This window comes from Pumilibacter intestinalis (assembly GCF_943193005.1).
In the GTDB taxonomy this organism is placed as follows: Bacteria; Bacillota; Clostridia; order Christensenellales; family Pumilibacteraceae; genus Pumilibacter; species Pumilibacter intestinalis.
Genome location: NZ_CALPCH010000002.1, coordinates 141,091 through 157,211, shown reverse-complemented (window position 1 = coordinate 157,211; position 16,121 = coordinate 141,091). Strand labels below are relative to the sequence as shown.

16 protein-coding genes are annotated in these 16,121 nt (G+C 49.6%); all 16 read right to left on the bottom strand.

From position 1 onward, the window contains the following. Position 1 precedes the first annotated feature (1 nt). Entirely contained in the window at positions 2–1,285 is a 1,284-nt protein-coding gene (locus NFR55_RS01695) for a transcription antitermination factor NusB (RefSeq protein ID WP_251545588.1), read from the bottom strand. Next, the gene (gene fmt, locus NFR55_RS01690) at positions 1,278–2,201 is read right to left on the bottom strand and encodes a methionyl-tRNA formyltransferase (RefSeq protein ID WP_251545586.1); all 924 of its coding nucleotides are present in this window, start codon (positions 2,199–2,201) and stop codon (positions 1,278–1,280) included. The genes NFR55_RS01695 and fmt overlap by 8 nt, the downstream gene beginning before the upstream one ends. Beyond that, the gene (gene def, locus NFR55_RS01685; protein ID WP_251545584.1) at positions 2,201–2,653 is read right to left on the bottom strand and encodes a peptide deformylase; all 453 of its coding nucleotides are present in this window, start codon (positions 2,651–2,653) and stop codon (positions 2,201–2,203) included. The genes fmt and def overlap by 1 nt, the downstream gene beginning before the upstream one ends. An 11-nt stretch (positions 2,654–2,664) precedes the next feature. Continuing rightward, complete coding sequence (gene priA, locus NFR55_RS01680) at positions 2,665–4,863, bottom strand: replication restart helicase PriA (protein ID WP_251545581.1); 2,199 nt, start codon at positions 4,861–4,863, stop codon at positions 2,665–2,667. Next, positions 4,864–6,045: a bifunctional phosphopantothenoylcysteine decarboxylase/phosphopantothenate--cysteine ligase CoaBC gene (gene coaBC / locus NFR55_RS01675; RefSeq protein WP_251545579.1), complete on the bottom strand. Its 1,182-nt coding sequence runs from the start codon at positions 6,043–6,045 to the stop codon at positions 4,864–4,866. It abuts the gene before it with no gap. Then, positions 6,046–6,246 (bottom strand): DNA-directed RNA polymerase subunit omega, encoded by a 201-nt coding sequence (rpoZ, locus tag NFR55_RS01670; RefSeq protein WP_251545577.1) that lies wholly within the window; start codon positions 6,244–6,246, stop codon positions 6,046–6,048. 5 nt (positions 6,247–6,251) lie between these two features. Next, complete coding sequence (gmk, locus tag NFR55_RS01665; protein WP_251545575.1) at positions 6,252–6,869, bottom strand: guanylate kinase; 618 nt, start codon at positions 6,867–6,869, stop codon at positions 6,252–6,254. 17 nt (positions 6,870–6,886) lie between these two features. Next, positions 6,887–7,762 carry a YicC/YloC family endoribonuclease gene (locus NFR55_RS01660; RefSeq protein ID WP_251545573.1) on the bottom strand — a complete coding sequence of 292 codons (876 nt, stop codon included), beginning with the start codon at positions 7,760–7,762 and terminating at the stop codon, positions 6,887–6,889. Positions 7,763–7,835: 73 nt separating this feature from the next. Continuing rightward, the gene (ligA, locus tag NFR55_RS01655) at positions 7,836–9,752 is read right to left on the bottom strand and encodes an NAD-dependent DNA ligase LigA (protein ID WP_251545677.1); all 1,917 of its coding nucleotides are present in this window, start codon (positions 9,750–9,752) and stop codon (positions 7,836–7,838) included. A gap of 22 nt (positions 9,753–9,774) precedes the next feature. Next, positions 9,775–11,997, bottom strand: a complete 2,223-nt coding sequence (locus NFR55_RS01650; RefSeq protein WP_251545571.1) for an ATP-dependent helicase — start codon at positions 11,995–11,997, stop codon at positions 9,775–9,777. A 31-nt stretch (positions 11,998–12,028) separates the two neighbouring features. After that, entirely contained in the window at positions 12,029–12,454 is a 426-nt protein-coding gene (locus NFR55_RS01645) for a hypothetical protein (RefSeq protein ID WP_251545569.1), read from the bottom strand. A 144-nt stretch (positions 12,455–12,598) separates the two neighbouring features. Beyond that, the gene (rpsU, locus tag NFR55_RS01640; RefSeq protein WP_251545567.1) at positions 12,599–12,778 is read right to left on the bottom strand and encodes a 30S ribosomal protein S21; all 180 of its coding nucleotides are present in this window, start codon (positions 12,776–12,778) and stop codon (positions 12,599–12,601) included. An 86-nt stretch (positions 12,779–12,864) separates the two neighbouring features. Continuing rightward, positions 12,865–13,209 carry a histidine triad nucleotide-binding protein gene (locus NFR55_RS01635; RefSeq protein ID WP_251545565.1) on the bottom strand — a complete coding sequence of 115 codons (345 nt, stop codon included), beginning with the start codon at positions 13,207–13,209 and terminating at the stop codon, positions 12,865–12,867. Beyond that, the gene (mtaB, locus tag NFR55_RS01630) at positions 13,199–14,464 is read right to left on the bottom strand and encodes a tRNA (N(6)-L-threonylcarbamoyladenosine(37)-C(2))-methylthiotransferase MtaB (protein ID WP_251545564.1); all 1,266 of its coding nucleotides are present in this window, start codon (positions 14,462–14,464) and stop codon (positions 13,199–13,201) included. The genes NFR55_RS01635 and mtaB overlap by 11 nt, the downstream gene beginning before the upstream one ends. Beyond that, on the bottom strand, positions 14,461–15,186 hold the full coding sequence (locus NFR55_RS01625; protein WP_251545562.1) for an RsmE family RNA methyltransferase: 726 nt from the start codon (positions 15,184–15,186) through the stop codon (positions 14,461–14,463). Before NFR55_RS01625 ends, mtaB begins: the two co-directional genes overlap by 4 nt. Next, positions 15,183–16,097 (bottom strand): 50S ribosomal protein L11 methyltransferase, encoded by a 915-nt coding sequence (gene prmA, locus NFR55_RS01620; RefSeq protein WP_251545560.1) that lies wholly within the window; start codon positions 16,095–16,097, stop codon positions 15,183–15,185. The genes NFR55_RS01625 and prmA overlap by 4 nt, the downstream gene beginning before the upstream one ends. Between the last annotated feature and the right edge of the window lie 24 nt (positions 16,098–16,121).

Sequence of the window (16,121 nt, the reverse complement as noted above, 5' to 3'; positions counted from 1 at the left end):
TTTACGCCCTCTTTCTCATTGCCGCAACAAAGAAACCGTCGGTATTGTGCAAATGCGGAAACAAATTTATTTCGCTCGACTCGCCGTGGGTATACGGCGACTCAATCATATCGCGCTCGAATTCGTGGTGGCGCGAAAGAAAATCTTTTATTATATCGCCGTTTTCGCACTTTAACACCGTGCACGTGGAATAGCACAGTCTGCCGCCCTTTTTTACGTACGCGCTCGCGGTTTCGAGTATCTTCTTTTGGAGCGCGGCAAGTTCGGCGATATCCTCTTTTCCGCGATTGTAAAGTATATCGGGCTTAGAACCCGCAACGCCTATTCCGCTGCAAGGAACGTCGCATATAACCAAATCGTACTTGTTGCGCCACTCGGGATTGTAAACGGTTGCGTCTTGCACAAGGGCGCAAATTCTCGTATCGCAATGAAACGCGTACTTGCGTATGAGTTCCACCCTGTGCTTGTGAACGTCGCACGCAACGACTTGCGCTCCGCTTATCGAAGCCGTAAGCACAGCCTTTCCTCCGGGTGCGGCGCATGTGTCGAGCGCGAGTTTTACATTTGGCAGATTGTGTAAATACGCTTTCACCGCGGCAATCGAGGCGGCGGACTGCACAACGTAATCGCCGGAATTCGCGCTTTCGATAAACTTACGCGTAGCATAATACCCTACGCGCGACGGAGAGAGTGCGGGGTCGTCGCCGTCCGAAATAAAATCCGCGTATTTCTCGGCAAATTTCTTTTCGCTTATAACCGCGTTGTTAACGCGTATATGAGTGCGCTTTTCGGGAGCATGCGCCAGCATATCCCGCACAAAAGTATAGCCGTAATCGTTTACGAGCATTTCGCAAAGCCACAAAGGATATCCGTATTCTACCGATAGACGTTCGAGCGTGCCTTCTTGCGGCAGTTCGGGCGGCTTGAATTTGCGCAAAGCCGAATTTACAAAACCCGAAGCTCCGCTCTTTCCCACTTTGCCGCACAGCGACACCATATTGTTTACAGCCGCGTACGAAGGCACTCGCATGTTTTCAAGCAAATAGTATCCCATTTTAACTATTACGGCTATAGGCTTTTTGGGTTTGGAACTCGCGAATTTTTCTATCGCGTAATCGTAATAAATATTGCGCTCGAGCACTCCGTAAAAAAGTTTGGTGATATACGGCTTGTCTTCCGCTTTGCAATCGGAAAGCGCGTCGTTGAGCGCAATGGAAGCGTACGCGTTATCGCGAAACACCTTCATTAACAATTCGTATACCGTAATATCCCTGTCGTTACGCATTTTTCAAGACGCACCCTTCGGGTATATTTCTGCCGCGCAAAAACTCTTCGGCAGGCAAAACCTTTTTTCCGGGCAACTGCATGCGCTTTACTTTTATGCTGCCCGAGCCGCAAGACACGTACATTTCGTTGCCTTTAACCGTGACTAAGCCGCTTTCGCCAAAACTGTTTTCGGATATATTCGCTTCGTAAATCTTGAGCGGCGTTCCGCACAAATAAGCGTACGCCACGGGCCAAGGATAATAAGCGCGTATCTTGCAACAAATTTCGCTTGCGCTCGCACTCCAATCTATCAATCCGTCAGCTTTGGTTATCTTTTTGCAATAAGTGGCTTTCGAGTCGTCCTGCTTTCGAGGGGTAATTTCATTGCGCCCGTACTTTTCCAAAACCTCGAGCAAAAGAGACGCGCCGAGCTTCGATAATTTATGCGAAAGCGTTTCCGCGGTGTCGCGCTCGTCTATGGCTATCTCGCGCTTAGAGAGAATATCGCCCGTATCCATGCTCAGTTCGGTTTTCATAATGGTAACGCCCGTTACCTTTTCGCCGCACAGTATCGCCGACTGAATGGGCGAACTGCCCCTGTATGCGGGCAAAAGAGAAGCGTGCACGTTGAGAACGCCGAGCCGCGGCGTTTGCAAAACCTCCGCGCTCAACAACTGCCCGTATGCCGCGGTTACTATCGCGTCGGGATTTAATCCCCGCAGTTGCGAAACGTGAGCCGATACCTTATCGAACTGCAAACAGTCGAGCGAGTGCTCCTCGGCATATTGCTTTACGGGCGTAGCCAACAAATTGCCTTTTTTGTCTTTTTCGCGGTCGGGCTGAGATATCACCGCAACGATTTCGTGTTCCGAATTCGCAAGCGCGTCAAGCACGGGCACTGCGAATTCGGGCGTTCCCATAAAAATTATGCGCATTACTCGTCCTCACGCTCTATCTTGTCTACGAACAAAACGCCGTCGAGATGGTCTATCTCGTGCGAAAAGGCAACGGCGGTAAATCCGTCCACCTTATATAACTTGCTCTCTCCCGTTCTGTCCTGCGCTTTCACCGTCATTTTTTTCGGACGCGCGACAATTCCGCTTCTGCCCGGACAACTCAAGCAACCTTCCGCACCGCGCTGTATGCCGCCGAACTTGAGTATTTCGGGATTTACAAGCTCGTACTTTGTAACGCCGTCTACGCAAACCACGCATATTCTGCGCAGTATTCCCACCTGCGGTGCGGCGAGCCCCACTCCGTCGGCTTTGAACATGGTGTCGAACATATCGTCTATCAACACGCCGAGCGACTCGTCGAATTTGGTAACTTCTTTCGCTTTGGTTCTCAAAACCTCGTCGCCGAGTTTAACAATTTCTCGTATTGCCATAATTTCACCTCTTAACTCATGTTGCTCGGATTTATTTCCACAAAACAAGTCGTTTTGCTCGAGTAATGCGAGTCGGTAATTTCGTATATCTTTTGTATCAAAGAGTCGAAATTCTCCGTTATTCTCGCGATAATCTGTACGCGGTATTTGTCTTGTATTCTTTTAAGCGGAGCTTTCATTGCCGCTAAATACGCGAAACAATCGGCGTTTTCGCGAGCAAGCGCATTGATATCGTCGAAATCGGCTTTCAACGCGTCGAATGCGTCGCTCTCGCTCTCCGAAGTAATCAGAATACGCACTATTTTGGAAAATGGCGGATACTTGGTAACCTCTCTTAAGTTGCATTCCTTTTCGAAGAAACCTCGGTAATCGTTTCTCGCCGCAAGTTTGTATACGTAGTGCCCCGGCGAATAAGTTTGAAGCACCACTTTGCCCGGCTTAACGTCTCGCCCCGCTCTGCCCGAAACCTGCGTAATAAGCTGAAAGGTGCGTTCCGCCGCTCGGTAATCGGCAAAGTGCAGACTCATATCCGCGTCGATAATTCCCACAAGCGTTACGTTGGGAAAATCGTGTCCTTTGGCTATCATCTGCGTGCCCACAAGCACGTCGGCTTCCCGAGAACCGAAACGCCCGAGTATTTCGAGATGAGCGTCTTTGTTGCGGGTTGTATCATTATCCATGCGCAACACTTTTTTACTCGGAAACATTTTGGATATTTCCGCCGCCACCTTTTGCGTTCCTATGTAGCCCTGCCGCAAATGCGTTCCCTTGCACTGCGGGCATACGTCGAGCGGCGCATAACGGTTGTTGCAGTAGTGGCATTTAAGTACGTTTTCGTCGCGGTGATACACAAGCGACACGTCGCACCTTTCGCACTTGGCTACGTAGCCGCATTGAGCGCACATCACAAACGAAGCGTATCCTCTGCGGTTGATGAATATTATCGCTTGCTCGCCGCGCTCCAAACACTCCGCAAGCTCGCAACTAAGTCTGCGCGACAAAAAGCCGTTGTTTCCGTTGCGCAGTTCGTCGCACATGTTTACTATCTCTATATCGGGCAAAGGTCTGCTCGCTATGCGTTCGCGCAGTTCGAGCAATTTGTACTCGCCTGCCTTCGCCTTATAGTAAGACTCCACCGACGGAGTCGCGCTCCCCATCACCAAATTACAGTTATTGTATTTTGCCCTGAACGCCGCAACCTCTTCGGTGGAATAGCGCGGATTGCTGTCCGAAACATAACTCGCATCGTGCTCTTCGTCTATTATGATAAGCCCCAAATCCGACAGCGGCGCAAATATCGCCGAACGCGCTCCCACCGCAACTTTGGCTTCGCCGCACAAAAGCCTGCGCCACTCGTCAAACCTTTCGCCCGCGCTCAAGCCGCTGTGCAAAATAGCAACGCTGTCGCCGAAACGGGCGCGGAAATTTTTGAGAACCTGCGGAGTGAGCGATATTTCGGGCTCGAGCATTATTGCGGTTTTTCCCCGTTCGAGCGCGGCGGCGATTGCGTTCATGTATACTTCGGTTTTGCCGCTGCCCGTCACTCCGTGAAGCAAAAATATTTCGCCGCAAGCACCGCGCACAGCGTCTACCGCCGCTCTCTGCGCACTCGTAAGCTCCACGCTTTGACCCGCGCCGCCCACCGACTTATAGGGCATCCTTCGCGCGGCTTTTTCAAACGCCTCGAATATTCCGCGGTCTATGAGATTGCGCAGTGCCGCCGCGGAATACTCTTTGGATATATACGCGGTATCCGCCTCTTCGCAAGCGCGCACGTACTCGAAAAGTTCATGTTGCGCCTTTGCCGAAGCTCTTATAAATTCGCTCGGGTCTTTATCCGCATATTCGGGCGATATCCGCACAAACCGTTTTTTCAGTTCTATAATTCTGCCGCCGCGCATTTGCGACGGAATAAACAGCCGCAACGCGTCTACCACGCGCAAATGATACCGCTCGCACATAAACCGCATAAGCTCGAGCATTTCCTCGCCTATAACAGGTCTGTCGTCGAGCGTTTCGCAAACGGCTTTCAACTTGTCTTTGGGAACGAGGGTATCGCTTTTTATACCTATTACGTACCCTTCTATCTTTCTGTTGCCGAACGGAACCGACACCCTGCTTCCTTTTTTTACGTCAGCCGACTCGAAAAAATAATCGAATATTCGGTCTACTTCGGAATTGGAAATGTCTACAATTACTTCGGCTATCATTTATAATTTTATTATTTCGTCCAAAATCACGTCGGCAAGTTCGCGCTTAGTCATTTTATCGAGCTGTACAAAGGATTTTTCGGTTATTATCGCGGCTATGTTGGTATCGGTCGAAAATCCCGCGCCCGGAGTGAGCACGTTGTTGGCAACCACCATGTCCGCGCCTTTCTTTTTCAGTTTTCGAGTCGCGTTCTCTTTGAGATTTTCGGTTTCCGCGGAGAATATAACGAGCTTGCGTTCGCCCTTTATTTTTCCTACCGCCGCGGCTATATCGGGATTTTTTTTGAGCTTGAGCGTAATCTCTCCGCTCTTTATCTTATTTTCGGCAACCGCCTCGGGTGCGTAGTCCGCGGGCGCGGCGGCTTTAATCACTATATCGGCGTTTTCGGTTTCTTCGAGCACCGCGCGATACATTTCGGCGGTGGTGCTTACCGTAACGGTTTTTACCGCCGCATTCGGTTTTACCGCGTCGGGAGTGGCTACGTATATCACCTCCGCGCCGCGCTCATACGCCGCGGCGGCTATAGCCGCTCCCATCTTTCCGCTCGAACGGTTTCCGATAAAGCGCACGGGGTCTATAGGCTCGCGCGTCCCGCCCGCGGTAACGAGCACTCGTTTGCCCGCGTAATCTTTGCGAACCGCCAAAACCGACTCTATAAGCTTTAATATTTCTTGCGGTTCCGCCATTCTGCCCTTGCCGTCGTCGCCGCAAGCAAGTCTGCCGCTTGCCGACTCCGCGAAAATATATCCGCGAGCGCGTAAAGTCGCTTCGTTGGCGGTATACGCCGCGCTCGTAAGCATTCCCGTATTCATGGCGGGCGCAAGCACAACGGGAGCTTTGGTAGCCATTAGCGTGGTAGACAAAAAGTCGTCGGCAATTCCGCACGCGAGCTTTCCCACAATATTTGCGGTAGCGGGCGCAACTACGAATAAGTCCGACTTTTTGGCAAGCGAAATATGCCCGATTTCCCACTCGTGGTCGGTATCGAACATATCGGTTACCGCGCGGTTGCCGCTGAGAGCCTCGAAAGACAGCGGCGCGACAAACTGCGTTGCATGCTGCGTCATAACAACGTGAACGTCCGCACCCGCCTTTTTGAGCAAGCTGACAAGCTCGCACGCCTTATAAGCCGCAATGCCGCCCGTAACGCCTACGGTAATTGTCTTGCCTGAAAGTTTCAATCAATCGTCCTCGTAACGCGCTTCCACTTTGCCTTCGTAAGTTTCGTAAGCCGCGCAAGATACGGCGCGAATATTCTCGGCTTCGAGCATTTCCGCTTTCTTGTCCAAAAGATAGCGGGCGCGTTTGGTGATAAGACATACGAGCGCGTACTTGCACCCCACTTTGTCTACGAGCTTATCAATGGGTGGGTCAATCATCATAATATTTATATCTCCGTTTTGATTTCTAACATACTTTTTATTTTTTCTTCGTTTCGCGATATCGCCGAACGCTCCGCAGATATTATATCCATAACTCTCTGCGTTGCCTTTTCCGCTTCGTCGTTGAAAACTATATAATCGAAACAGCCGTATTCGGCAAGTTCGGAGCGTGCGCTGCCCAATCTCTTCGCAAGGCTCTCTTCGCTCTCCGTACCTCTTCCTCGCAAACGCCGCTCGAGTATTTCAAACGACGGCGGCATTATGAACACCGAAACGCATTCGGGATATTTGGCTTTAATTTGCTTTGCGCCCGCTATATCTATTTCGAAAAACACGTCGTCGCCTTTTTCGAGCATTTCAAACACGGGAGCTTTGGGCGTTCCGTAGTAATTATCGTATACCCGCGCGGTTTCCAAAAACTCTCCGTCCGATTTCATTCGGTCGTATTCCTCAACCGACTTGAAATAATAGTGAACGCCTTCCGTTTCGCCTACGCGCGGCGAGCGCGTGGTTACCGAAATCGATTTTTTAAGTTGCGGCATTTTTTGAATTACCGCGTTATATACCGTTCCTTTGCCCGCGCCCGACGGACCCGATAAAACTATCAACAAACCTTTTTTCATACAAAGACGATTTTTCTCTACTCCACGTTACGAATTTGTTCTTTTATCTTCTCGAGTTGATTTTTCATTTCAACCACGAGTTTGGTAAGTTCCATATCGTTGGATTTGCTTCCCATGGTGTTTATTTCCCTGTTCATTTCCTGCGAAAGGAAATCCAACTTTCTGCCCTGCGGTTCGTCGCTTTCAAGGCAGGCGAGGAACTGTTTTATGTGCGACGACAGGCGGGAAATTTCTTCGTTTATATCCGCTTTATCGGCAAAGAAAGCCACCTCGTTCAAAAGCCTAACCTCGTCTATCTGCGTTTCTTTCAAAACGTCGGATATTCTCTGCTTGAGCTTTTCGCGATAGTCTTCAACAACGAGCGGCGCGCGCTTTATCGATTTTTCGAGCGCGGCGACAATCGAAGAAACCAATTTCGTGAGGTCGGCTTTTATTCCCTCGCCCTCGGTTTCTCGCATTGTATCGAGATTTTCAACCGCTTCCGCTGTTGCCGCCGCGGTTAGTTCCTTTATAAGCTCGGGCTCGTCCTTCACCGGCTGAAGCGCAGACACCTCTGGCATGCGAAGCAACGCCGTAACTCCGAGGTCTTCGTCGAGCATAAACTCGTCGCGCAGTTTCTTTGCCGCTTTTACGTATTCCGCCGCAAGCGCAATATCGAGCTTAAGTTCCGAGCTTGCTCCGAGCGAATTTTCAAAACTCAAAAACACGTCTATGCTTCCGCGCTTTATGCGCTTCGAAATTTCTTTGCGTATTACCTCGTCGCACAACGCATACGATTTTCCGAGTCGGGAATTTATTTCCAAATACTGATTGTTAACGGCTTTAAGCTCCACGGTAACGGTCTTACCGTCTCGCGAACTTACTCCCTTGCCGTATCCGGTCATGCTTTTCATAGGCAATTTCCTTTTTTGATGCGCGGTATATTTTTGCGCTTACATAATATTATAGCATTTTATTCGGAATTTTTCAAGCGTTTACAAGCTCAATAAACTCTTTATCGCCGATTATTTTTTTACCGAGTTTCATAGCCTTTTCGAGCTTGCTCCCCGCATCCTCGCCCGCTATTACCAAGTCTACGTCTTTGGATACGCCGTCGGCAACCGTCGCGCCAGCCGCAACGAGCAGTTCCGCCGCCTTTGAGCGCGGCATGGAAATCTTGCCCGTAAGCACCACTTTCTTGCCCGCAAAAAAGCCGTTGCCTTCGTTTTTAACGAAAACGGGATTTATGCCGAGCGAAACAAAACGGTCAATCAGTTCGCCGTGCTTTTCAAAGTAATCGAGTATGCTCTGCGCCACGATTTCGCCCACCTCCGAAACATCGAGCAGTTGTTCCGCCGTAGCGGAACGAAGCGCGGCTATACTGCCGAATTTTTCCGCCAAATCGCGAGCGGCCACTTTGCCAACGTTGGGAATACCGAGCGCGTGTATAAAATGCGGCAAGTCCGCTTTTTTGCTCTCTTCTATGGACTTGAGAAAGTTTGCAATCTTCTTTTCCTTGAAACCGTCAAGCAACGCGAGCTTTTGCTCGTCTAAAGCATACAAGTCTGCAACCGAGCGTACTCCGAGTTTATCGTATAACTGATACACGGTTTTATCGCTCACGCCGTCTATATCCATGCAATCTTTGGAAACGAAATGTTCGATTTTTCCGCATATTTGCGGCGGACAACCCTCTTCGTTCGGACAGAAAATGTGCGCTCCTATTCCTTCTGCGTTTGCACCGCAGGCGGGGCAAATAACGGGCGCGGAAATTTCTTCGCCGCCTTTATCCTCGGCTATTCCGAGTATTTCGGGAATTACGTCGTTGCTCCTGCGAACGAAAACGGTGCTCCCTATCTTAACTTTTTTTCTTTGAATGTCGCCGAAATTGTTAAGCGTGGCTTTGGATATCGTAGCTCCGCACAGCTCCACAGGCTCTAAAATCGCAAGCGGAGTCAGCTTTCCCGTGCGCCCCACCTGCCAAATCACGTCCTTAAGCTCGGTAGACGTTTCTTCGGCTTCGAATTTGTAGGCGATTGCCCAGCGCGGAAATTTATCGGTATAGCCGAGTTTTTCGTGCAAAGCCAAATCGTCCACTTTTATCACCATTCCGTCTATGAGATAATCGAGCGACGAGCGGTCAACGCTTTCTATTATTTCGATTATCTTATCAACCGAATTTGTTTTCCACAACTTTCCGGTTTTGAAACGCTGTTCTTTCAAAAACTCGATTGACTCCGACTGCGAAGATATTCCGCCGTCGCTCTTGTAATTCACGTTGTAAAAAAGTATATCGAGATTGCGTTTTGCCGTAATTTTCGGGTCGAGATTGCGTATCGCGCCCGCCACGCCGTTGCGCGGATTTTTGAGCGGTTCGGCGGCGGTTTCGTTGTATTTTCTAAACGCGCTCCAGCGCATTATTCCTTCGCCCTGAGCCTCGAGCACGCCCTTGTAATCTATCGCCGCGGGTATGGATTTTATCGTTGCCACCTGCGCGGTCACGTCTTCGCCCTCGCTGCCGTTGCCGCGCGTAGCCGCGCCCTTGAACAATCCGTTCTCGTAAGTAAGACACAAAGTAAGCCCGTCGAGTTTGTATTCGAGCGTATAGTCCACGCTTCCGCCCGCGGCTTTGCGTATCCTTTCGTCGAAAGCTCGCAAGCCGTCGAAATCGTTGCACTTGTCCAAACTGTACAGCTTGTGAATGTGCTCGTGCCGCGAAAATTCTTTTATCGGCTCGCCGCCTATTTTGCGAGTGGGCGACTCGGGCAAAATTCTGTTTTCGGCTTTTTCGAGCGCAACGAGTTCGTCGTATAACGAGTCGTATTGCGAGTCCGCAACTATCGGCTCGTCGAGCACGTAATAATGAAAGGCGTAGTCGTTGAGCTTATCTACAAGCTCTTTCATTCTATCCAAAACCGTAAACTCCTTATTGTTCGAGTAATTTAATGGGCGCGTAATCGAGCGCAAGCGTTATTTTGCCCACGGTTTCGAACGAAACTTGAGCGTATTTGCTGTTGTGCTCGTCTGTTACGGCAACTATTACGCCCGTGCCGAATTTGGGATGAGTAACCTTTGCTCCCGCCGTAAAGCCCGAAAAATCTCCGCTCTGCTTAACCGGCGAGTCGCTCGGGCGTTGCAGTATGGGTTTGGGCGAAGAGGTTTGCGCCGATTGCGCGTATTTGGTTTGCTTTTGCGCCGAAGAAGAATGTCCGCCGTACGACTGTTGCGCTCGGGCGTAGGAATTTTCGCGCATTATGCCCGCTTCTTTCAAAAAGCGAGCCGGAAACATATTCTTTCTCTGCCCGTACAAAAATCTCGAGGCGGAGTACGTAACGAAAAGTTTTTCTCTCGCCCGCGTGATTGCAACGTAAAACAGTCTGCGCTCTTCCTGTTCGTCGTCTTGCGAGTCCATGCGTATAATGGGAAAAATACCTTCTTCCATTCCCACTATGTAAACAACTTTCCACTCCAAACCTTTCGCGCTGTGAACGGTTGCGATACTCACGTAGTCGCTTCCGTCCATTTCCTCGGTGTCCGAATACAAGCTTATCATTTGCAGATAATCGCTTAAATCCGCGCCCTCGTTAGCTTCTTCGAACTGTTTTACCGACGCGATAAATTCTTCGATATTGCGCAACCTGTTGCGGCATTCGTCGGTGTCGTCGCCGTACAGCACGCGCAACCCGAGCGCGGTAACTATATAAGACACCAAATCCGACAGGCTCGTTTCGTTCTTCTTTGCAAACAACGCCTTGAGCAGTTCCGAAAATCCCGAAAGTTTTTTAATAACGCTCATGGGCAAATCGGGGTTAGTATCTATTTCGAGTATGATTTCGGCAATGCTCTTACCCGTAACCGCGCCGTAGTTTCTTAACTGCGCGAGCGTGCCGTCGCCTATGCCGCGCTTGGGGAAATTGATTATACGCGCGAGTGCCTCGTTGTCTTGCGGATTGCCTATCAGCTTGAGATAAGCGAGCAAGTCTTTTATTTCTTTGCGCTCGAAGAACTTAAAGCCGCCGAAAATTTTGTGCGGTATGCCGTACTGAATAAGCCGCTCTTCGAACGAACGCGAAAGCGCGTTCAAGCGCATCAGTATGGCTATATCCGAAAACTTGTATTTGCCGCTGCGCACAAGCCCTATTATACTGCTTACTACTCCGTTCGCCTCGTCCGACTCGCTTCCCGCACGCAAAAACTCGATGGGCTCGCCCTCGCCGTTTCCCGTCCAAAGAGTTTTGTCGAGCCGCGCGGTGTTGTGCTTTATAAGCATGTTCGCCGCCGACAGTATGTTTTGCGTAGAGCGGTAATTTTGTTCGAGCTTATAAACTTTGCAACCCGCAAAATCGTTGGTAAAATTGAAGATGTTTTCGAAATTCGCGCCGCGCCAACCGTATATGCATTGGTCTTCGTCTCCCACCGCAAACACGTTGCCGTATTTCGCGCCCATGAGCCTTACCAAATCGTACTGAATTGCGTTGGTGTCTTGGAATTCGTCCACGTGAATATATTTGAACCTGTTTTGGCAGTATTCGAGCGCGTCGGAATTTTCACGCAAAAGTCTATAAGTTACAAGCAAAAGGTCGTCGTAGTCGAGAGCGTTGTTTGCTCGCAATTCCTTTTGATATTCGGCGTATATAACGCATATCTCGTCTATACTGTCGTAATAGTCGTGAAGTTTTTTGTATTCGTCGGGCGCGAGTCCCGCGTTTTTGGCGTCGGATATAGACCATAAAGCCTTCTTTGCGAGTTCGTCCGCGTCGTACTCTTTCGCCTTGATTACGTTCTTTACTATGCGCTCTTTTTCGTCCTCGCCGTATATCGAAAAATTCTTGCCGTATCCGATTCGGTCTATAAACCTGCGCAAAATACGCACACACATGGAATGAAAAGTGGATATCCACATGCCGTCCATAGATTCGGGGAGCATATTCGCAAGGCGTTCTTTCATTTCGTTCGCCGCCTTGTTGGTAAACGTAATGGCGAGCACGTTATACGGATTTACGCCCTTTTCGGTAATGAGATAAGCAATCCTGTGAGTAAGAAGCCGAGTTTTTCCGCTCCCCGCTCCCGCCGTTACGAGCACCGCGCCTTCGGTATCGAGCACGGGTTTGATTTGTTCTTCGTTAAGTTCTTCGAGTAATGAATTCATACCGAAAGTTTAACATATCGGCACGCTAAAGTCAAACGCTTTTAGAGGCGCGTTCACGGTAATAGCGTTCGCGCATCTCCCGAAATTTTTGCGAAAGTTTGAGTATATATCTTTGGCGGTTGTCCGCGTCCAGCTTTTCGAATTCTTCTCTGTCTATAAGTTGCCCGATTGGATTTATGGTGTTTTCGTCGCTTTCGAGAATGGAACATACTTTGCCGTAAAATTCTTCCTCTTCCTTCGCTTTGTCGGAATTGAATGCTCGGCTTTCGTCGCGGCGCACTTTTTCGTACTGAAGGTCTTTAACAAGCCTTGCGCCGCTGCCGCTGTCGCCCATCTCGCTAAGCGCCCTTTGCTTTTCGTCGTACATTCTTTGCCAGTATCCCATCTTGAGTCTTTGTTTGGCAAGCAAAGCCCGCCTTTTAAGCTCGCTGTACCCGCAATTCGCTCTATCTGCCATTTTGTCCTCCCGTTAAATAAACTGTACCTCAATTATAGCACATGCTCGAATTTACGCAATACCTTCGACAAAATCAGTCAAAGAAAGTCATCTACGTATAAAAAAAACGGAACGACGCCGTTATAAGGTTCGTTCCGCTTGTTTTCAGCCTTTGGAGCCGCGTTTGCGGGCGGCTTCGGATTTTTTCTTTCTGCGCACAGAAGGCTTTTCGTAATGCTCTTTGCGCCTCATGTCGCCCATTATGTTATCTTTTTGGCACTTACGCTTAAAACGCTTAAGCGCACTGTCCAACGACTCGTTTTCACCTACTTTGATAACGGACACGTCTATTACACCACCTTTGCTCCGAGAACGGTTATTTTACCAAACAATTATACTCAAATTAACGCCGCGTGTCAATCGTTTTCCGCTTATAATTCGGGAAAATCCATTTTTTGTCCGCCCAAAATATGTATGTGCAGATGAAAAACGGTTTGCCCCGCGTCGTCGCCCTGATTTATAATTAACCTGTAACCGCCCTCAAGCCCCAACTTTTCGGCAAGCGACGGGATTGTGGCGAATATTTTTCCGAGGTCCTCTCGGTCGCTTTCGGTCATTTCGCCGAGCAGCTTGTAATGCCTTTTGGGTATGGCGAGATAATGCAGTGCGGCTTTGGGTTCTATATCCTTGATTACTATCATTCGCTCGTCTTCATAAAACTTTTCGGAGGGTATTTCTCCCGCCTGTATCGCGCAAAACACACAGTTATTTTTCATAGTTTACCGCTTTTACTCCTTCTTTGTATTTTTGTATTATTTTAATTTTTTTAAGTTCGCCGACGGGTACGTCGGAATAAACTTTCATGTAATTAGAGGTATAGCCCGCCGATTCACCTTGCTCCTCGGTTTCGGCGTAAACGTCGTAAATCTTGCCTATACGGTTTTCGCAAAACTTTTCTCGCATACGACGCGATATCTCTATAAGTTCGAGGGCGCGTTCTTGCCTGACCGACTTATCTATTTGCGCGAGTTTGCACGCGTTCGTGCCCTTGCGCTCGCTGTACGGAAACACGTGCATATCCGAAAATTCCGCCCTTATAACAAACTCCGCGGTTTGGGCAAATTCCTCTTGAGTTTCGCCCGCGAAACCTGTGATAACGTCGGTGGTAATTCCCGCGTCGGGAAAAACTTTTCGTATTTCGTCTACCTTTTCAAGATAAAATTCGGGCGTGTATTTGCGGTTCATGCGCCTGAGCACGCTTGCGCTTCCGCTCTGAAGCGACAAATGGAAATGGTCGCAAAATCCGTTTTCGCGCATGGCTTGCAACAGTTCGTAAGATATAACCGTGCACTCCAAAGAGCCTATCCGCTTACGCGCCGAAACTTTTCCCAACCGCTTTACCAAATCGGTCAAATTCGTGCCGATATCGCTCCCGTATGCCGATACGTTAATGCCGGTAAGCACTATTTCTTTGGAATTTTCCGCCGCGGCAACCGCCTCCGCAACAATGCTGTCCGCCGCTCGGCTTCTGCTTCTGCCGCGCAGGTACGGAATTATGCAGTACGAGCAAAAATTGTTGCAACCGTCCTGTATCTTTATGTAGCTTCTCGTCTTTGTGTGAAACGGATGCAAATCGTCTTCGTAAACCGCGGGCGGATTATGCACGCAGTTGCGGCTCACGCACTCGTCCGAAAATAGGTCGGAGAGAATTAGCTCTGCGAAATTCATCTTTTGCGCAGTACCCGAAACAATGCGCACGTTGGGCTTGTCCTCGAACAAAGCTCCGTTGTTTTGACTGCTGCAACCGCAAACGTAAATTTTGGCGGCGGGATTGAACTTGAGCGCGCGGGAAACCGCCTGACGGGATTTACGGTCCGCCTCCGCCGTAACCGAGCAAGTGTTAAGCACATAAAAATCGGCATATTCGAGTTTGTCGGTAGCGGTTATGCCGCGCTTGTTAAACGCGGATATGATAGACTGCCCCTCGCATTGGTTCACCTTGCATCCAAGCGAAAATACCACCGCTTTCATTGCCATTGCTCCGTTTCGTACATTAACGCCGAAAGCACGGCTATATTAGCCGTTTCGGCACGCATTATGCGTTTGCCGAGCGTTACGGGCACAACTCCGTAGCTCGCCAACAGTTCCGCCTCTTCCTCGGCAAAGCCGCCTTCCGAACCCACGAAAATCGCCGCGCTCGAAATACCCTCGCATTCAGTCCCGCGCAAAAATTCTTTGAGCGACGGCTTTTCGGCGTTTTCATACGGGAACACGCGCAAATCGTACTCCGAGAATTTACGCGCCGCGTCGTTAAATTCAACGGGGGCATGCACCTTCGGCAAAACGCTTCTGCCGCACTGTTTGGCGGCCTCTGCCACTATCCTGCCGAAACGCTCCGTTTTTACGGTCTTGTCGTGAGCTTGCACGTACCTGGTTATAACGGGAAAAATTTCCGAAACTCCCAATTCGGTTGCCTTTTGAACCACAAGGTCGTTTTTGTCGCCTTTCATTACCGACATGAAAAGCGCGACGCGTATGCTCGGCTCGCTTTCGTTTTTTACGGTTTTAACCGGCGACAATACGGTTTCGTTTTTTCTTATCTCTTCAATTTTACAAATTCGGTCGTATCCGTCGCCCGTGCAAAGAATTATCTCGTCGCCCGTCTTGGCTCTCAAAACCACCGACAAGTGCTTGTGCTCTTCGCCCGTGAGCGTAGGTTTATCCGATATGCTTTGGGTAAAAAATCTTTTCATTTCTTCTTCCACAACATGGCTTGCCACTCGCCGTCGCTCTCTTGCGACTCGAGAGCAAAAAGTTTGCCGTAAGCCGCAAGCACGTCGGTTGCGCGAGAGTGTATTATGCCGCTCATGATAAGTATGCCGCCCGAGCGTAACGCGCCGTAAAACGCGTCTTTAAGGCTTATGAGCACGTCCGCCGTTATGTTTGCCGCAATCACCTCGAACCTGTCTTTTACGGACGAATCGAGAGTTCCATTTATTATTTCGGCACGGGCGCAAACTCCGTTCAGTTCGCAATTTTCCTTTGCCGCCGCAACCGCCTGTTCGTCGGTATCCGCCATAAAACAACTCTTCGCGCCGAGTTTTAGAGCCGCCGCACCCAAAATACCGCTTCCGCACCCGATATCCGCACAAGTTTTGCCGCACAGGTCGGTCTTTTCCAAAAATTTCAAACACAGCTTGGTGGTTTCGTGGCTCCCCGTTCCGAACGCCATTCCGGGGTCTATATATACGGCGAGTTTATCGCCGCCGTACTTTTGCCATTTGGACACTATAACCGTTTTTTTGAGCTCTATTGGAACGTAGTACTTCTTCCACTCGTTCTCGTAATCAGCCGAATCGACTTTGTTCAAAGACAGCTCGAGCGAGCCTGCGTTCAAATCCGCCATTGCGCGTAATTCGTTGAGCTTTTCTATCAGAGCGGAAAAATCATGATTTTCGGGATAATATCCGCTCACGTAAACGGCGGAGTCGGTCTGCTCGAACAAAGAGTCGGCGGCATAATCCCAGGTGTGCTCGCGCAAAACCCGCTTGATTTCTTCGCCGTCGGCAACGCTAACGCCTTCGCTCCCCAAATCTATAAGCACAACGGAAAGCGTATCGGCAAATTCGGTTGTGGTGGTAACGGTTGCTTTGCAGTATTTCATATTTGTTCCTTTATTCGAATTTCG

Excerpts from the sequence above, each read along its gene's own strand:
- NFR55_RS01695 (WP_251545588.1), bottom strand. The coding sequence starts at position 1,285 with ATGCGTAACGACAGGGATATTACGGTATACGAATTGTTAATGAAGGTG.
- fmt (WP_251545586.1), bottom strand. The coding sequence starts at position 2,201 with ATGCGCATAATTTTTATGGGAACGCCCGAATTCGCAGTGCCCGTGCTT.
- def (WP_251545584.1), bottom strand. The coding sequence starts at position 2,653 with ATGGCAATACGAGAAATTGTTAAACTCGGCGACGAGGTTTTGAGAACC.
- priA (WP_251545581.1), bottom strand. The coding sequence starts at position 4,863 with ATGATAGCCGAAGTAATTGTAGACATTTCCAATTCCGAAGTAGACCGA.
- rpoZ (WP_251545577.1), bottom strand. The coding sequence starts at position 6,246 with ATGATGATTGACCCACCCATTGATAAGCTCGTAGACAAAGTGGGGTGC.
- gmk (WP_251545575.1), bottom strand. The coding sequence starts at position 6,869 with ATGAAAAAAGGTTTGTTGATAGTTTTATCGGGTCCGTCGGGCGCGGGC.
- NFR55_RS01660 (WP_251545573.1), bottom strand. The coding sequence starts at position 7,762 with ATGAAAAGCATGACCGGATACGGCAAGGGAGTAAGTTCGCGAGACGGT.
- ligA (WP_251545677.1), bottom strand. The coding sequence starts at position 9,752 with ATGAAAGAGCTTGTAGATAAGCTCAACGACTACGCCTTTCATTATTAC.
- NFR55_RS01650 (WP_251545571.1), bottom strand. The coding sequence starts at position 11,997 with ATGAATTCATTACTCGAAGAACTTAACGAAGAACAAATCAAACCCGTG.
- NFR55_RS01645 (WP_251545569.1), bottom strand. The coding sequence starts at position 12,454 with ATGGCAGATAGAGCGAATTGCGGGTACAGCGAGCTTAAAAGGCGGGCT.
- NFR55_RS01635 (WP_251545565.1), bottom strand. The coding sequence starts at position 13,209 with ATGAAAAATAACTGTGTGTTTTGCGCGATACAGGCGGGAGAAATACCC.
- mtaB (WP_251545564.1), bottom strand. The coding sequence starts at position 14,464 with ATGAAAGCGGTGGTATTTTCGCTTGGATGCAAGGTGAACCAATGCGAG.
- NFR55_RS01625 (WP_251545562.1), bottom strand. The coding sequence starts at position 15,186 with ATGAAAAGATTTTTTACCCAAAGCATATCGGATAAACCTACGCTCACG.
- prmA (WP_251545560.1), bottom strand. The coding sequence starts at position 16,097 with ATGAAATACTGCAAAGCAACCGTTACCACCACAACCGAATTTGCCGAT.